At 74.9% G+C, this 2,069-nt stretch carries 2 protein-coding genes and 1 rRNA gene; 1 reads left to right on the forward strand and 2 read right to left on the reverse strand.

All coding sequences use genetic code 11. The features are described from left to right. Positions 1 to 3 precede the first annotated feature (3 nt). Positions 4 to 120, forward strand: a 5S ribosomal RNA gene (gene rrf, locus BN2279_RS09495). A 99-nt stretch (positions 121 to 219) separates the two neighbouring features. On the opposite strand, the gene BN2279_RS09500 is transcribed toward rrf, so the two are convergent. Beyond that, positions 220 to 1,527 carry a DUF58 domain-containing protein gene (locus BN2279_RS09500; protein WP_059008290.1) on the reverse strand — a complete coding sequence of 436 codons (1,308 nt, stop codon included), beginning with the start codon at positions 1,525 to 1,527 and terminating at the stop codon, positions 220 to 222. Continuing rightward, a partial coding sequence (locus BN2279_RS09505; protein WP_199827695.1) for an AAA family ATPase occupies positions 1,527 to 2,069 on the reverse strand: 543 nt, incomplete at its 5' end. The genes BN2279_RS09500 and BN2279_RS09505, both read right to left, overlap by 1 nt.

The following is a 2,069-nucleotide window of genomic DNA, read 5'->3' on the forward strand; positions in this document are numbered from 1 at the left end:
TGTTCCGGTGGTCATGGCGGAGGGGAAACGCCCGGTTACATTCCGAACCCGGAAGCTAAGCCCTCCAGCGCCGATGGTACTGCATGGGGGACCGTGTGGGAGAGTAGGACACCGCCGGACAATTATTGCGTAAGGCCCGCTGGGATATCCCAGCGGGCCTTACGCATTTTTTTATGCCTTTATCCCGCCGTGGGTTTCCCTTTCCCGTGGATTCCCCATTCACAGCTTTCCCGCCGCCTTCAGCGCCAGGTACGCGTCGGCCACGGCCGGGGGGAGCCGGTCGGGGGCGGCCTCGACGACCGTGACGCCCAGGCGGTGGAGCCGTGCGATCGTCCGCTCGCGCTCGGCCTGGTGCCGGGCCGCCGCGGCTGCCTCGTAGACGGCGGGAACCGTGCCCCGCGCCCGGGCCATCTCCCCGACGCGGGGATCGCCCACCGCCGCGACCAGAACCGTGTGCCGCCGCGTCAGCCGGGGCAGGACCGGCAGCAGGCCGGCCTCGACCGGAGCCGCGTCCAGACCCGTGAACAGGACGATCAGCGAGCGCCTCGGCGCCCCGGCCAGCGCCGCGGCGGCCATCGCGCGGGTGTCCGTCTCGACCAGCTCCGGTTCGAGCCGGGCCATGGCCCGCACCATGGAGGGCAGCGTGTCGCCACCGGTGCGACCCCGCACGGACGCGCGGACCGCGCGGTCGAACGCGAGCAGATCGACCCGGTCACCGGCCCGGGTGGCGAGCGCCGTCAGCAGCAGCGCCGCGTCCATCGCCGCGTCCAGGCGCGGCACGTCGCCGACCCGGCCCGCCGAGGTGCGGCCCGAGTCCAGCACGAGGAGCAGATGCCGGTCCCGTTCGGGCCGCCACGTGCGGACCGCGACCGACGACTGGCGGGCCGTGGCCCGCCAGTCGATGGAACGGACGTCGTCGCCCGGGATGTAGTCGCGGAGGCTGTCGAACTCGGTGCCCTCGCCGCGCGTCAGGAGCGTCGTGCGGCCGTCGAGTTCGCGCAGCCTGGCCAGCTTCGCCGGTAGGTGCTTCCTGCTGGTGAAGGGCGGCAGCACGCTCAGCGTCCACGGCACCGCGTGGCCGCCCTGCCGGGCGGCCAGGCCGAGCGGTCCGTGGGAACGGACCGTGACCCGCACCGCCTTGTGGTCGCCCCGGCGGGTCGGGTGCAGCACGGTCGTCAGGCGGCGGCGCTCACCGGCCGGGACCGTCACGCGGTGCCGGGCGGCGGCGAAACTCGTGCCCGGCCGCCAACTGCTCGGCGGCCAGGCGTCGCGCAGCTCGGCGCCCAGCGCCCGGGACGACGGGTTGGTGACGGTGAGGTGGACCGGCGCGTCCTCGCCCAGCCGGACCGAGGTGGCGCCGGCGCGCTCCAGGCGGAGCGAACGGACCGGGGCGGCGCGGGCCAGGGCGTACAGGACGGCCGCCAGCAGCGGCACGCAGACGGCGAGAACGCCGCCCCAGCCGGGGAGGAGACCGGCGACGAGGGCGCCGAGCGCGGCGATCAGCGCGGTGCGTCCGGACAGCGCCATCAGCGCGGCACCGCGACGCGCGCCAGCAGACCCGTGAGCACGCTGTCGGCCGTCACGCCCTCCATCTCCGCCTCGGGGCGCAGCCGGACGCGGTGGCGCAGCGTCGGCAGGGCGAGCGCCTTGACGTCGTCGGGGATGACGTAGCCGCGTCCTGAGAGCCAGGCCCAGGCGCGGGACGCGGTGAGCAGGGCGGTGGCGCCGCGCGGCGAGGCGCCCAGGGAGAACGAGGGCGAGTCGCGGGTGGCGCGGCACAGATCCACCACGTAACCGGTGACGTCGGGAGTGACGGACACCTTGGCGACCTCGGCGCGGGCGGCGGCCAGCTCGGCGGGCCCCGCGACGGGCCGCACTCCTGCCGCCGCCAGATCGCGCGGGTCGAAGCCCGCGGCGTGCCGGGCGAGGACGTCGATCTCCTGCTCCCGGGTGGGCAGCGGCAGGTTGAGCTTGAGGAGGAAGCGGTCGAGCTGTGCCTCGGGGAGGGGGTAGGTGCCCTCGTACTCCACGGGGTTCTGCGTCGCCGCGACGAGGAAGGGGTCGGGGAG

It is taken from the genome of Streptomyces specialis (assembly GCF_001493375.1).
GTDB classification, from domain to species: Bacteria; Actinomycetota; Actinomycetes; order Streptomycetales; family Streptomycetaceae; genus Streptomyces; species Streptomyces specialis.